Genomic DNA, 1,348 nt, shown 5'->3' on the forward strand with positions numbered 1-1,348 from the left:
CGTTGCCGTTGGAGTATGGACGTTTGCCGGTCTTTGGGCGAGCGCACTTTTTGACCTGCTTAGTCTAAACTCCAATAGAGAATAAGAATGTCTTCTTTCCTGGGTCACAGTCGGTTTGTTAAACCAGTTCAACTATTATTTTTACCGAAATTCATTGATTGAGATTGGTGTTCTTGCCCCGTTAGTTTACATTGCTTTCTCAATCAACTCTGACACCAGCACTATCCATACACCAAGAATTAGAATTGGTGGTTTATTACTAATTTCTATCTGTTTTATGGTTTGGGCGTTTAGTCTGAATAGGTAGAATTAAGTACGTAATGAAAAAGAACGTTTCCAGTCATCTTTAATAGCTAGTTCCCGTGGTTCAATAAATATTGATAGAATTTCTATTGCTGATGATGCTGACGAAGTAGCAATCATTCCTTAAAGGGAATCTTGTAGTAGCTGACTCTACTACTAATAGTACCTCGAAGGAAGTTCTAGTAATTCTCAGGAATACTAGAAGCCTACACTCACAGCAAGCTTGCGTGTAGGTACTTCACACATCCGCTTAACGATTTCCGCACTTCTTTGTGCGCTTTTGAGCGTACATTAATTCATCTGCTAGGGCTATTAATTGCTCCAGCGAGGTTTCACCGTCTGGAATACAGCACTGGATGCCAATACTCATAGACAGTTGATAGCAGCGGTTGCTCTCCTGGTTGAAACGAGCGATGTTGGCTTGCAAGCGAACTACAAGCTCTTCGGCATTCTCTAAGTAGTTGAGCGCAAAAATAACAAATTCATCTCCACCCAAACGAGCAACAATGTCTGAACTGCGGCAGGTTTCTTTCAAAATCTCAGCCGCATCTGCAATTGCCCGATCGCCTACCTCGTGACCCATATTATCGTTAAGTTGTTTCAAACCGTCTAGATCGACAAACAGGAGACAGCATGAACTTTTCTGGCGGCGGACTACTTTTAACTGCTGCTGTGCCAGGACAAAGAAACCGCGTCGATTGTGCAACTGTGTCAACTCGTCTGTCAACGACAATTGCCGCACCTGTTCTTCTGCTTGTTGCCGATCCCTAATTTCCTGCATCAGTCTGACGTTGACAGCTTCTAACTCAGCGGTGCGATCGCGCACTCGTTGTTCCAGTTCGGCATACACCTGCACGTTCTCGATCGCGACGGCTGTTGTATCTGCCAGTGCTTGAAGTAGCTTCACCTCTTGGTCAGTGGGTTGATGCGGCTGTGCCCAATAGTTGCCGATCGCGCCAATTGGGTCTATTAGACCTCTTGCGAAAGTGCGATCGTTCTAGGTAAAATAAAAGAAAAAATGAGCTTAATAATATGAATTACGAAC

The 1,348-nt window shown here is 44.1% G+C and carries 1 protein-coding gene; it reads right to left on the reverse strand.

Annotated features, from left to right (window positions below):
• Nucleotides 1–553 precede the first annotated feature (553 nt).
• Complete coding sequence (locus QUA13_RS32465) at nucleotides 554–1,210, reverse strand: diguanylate cyclase (RefSeq protein ID WP_333205204.1); 657 nt, start codon at nucleotides 1,208–1,210, stop codon at nucleotides 554–556.
• Nucleotides 1,211–1,348 lie beyond the last annotated feature (138 nt).

Source organism: Microcoleus sp. S28C3 (assembly GCF_036700785.1).
Taxonomy (GTDB): Bacteria; Cyanobacteriota; Cyanobacteriia; order Cyanobacteriales; family Microcoleaceae; genus Microcoleus; species Microcoleus asticus.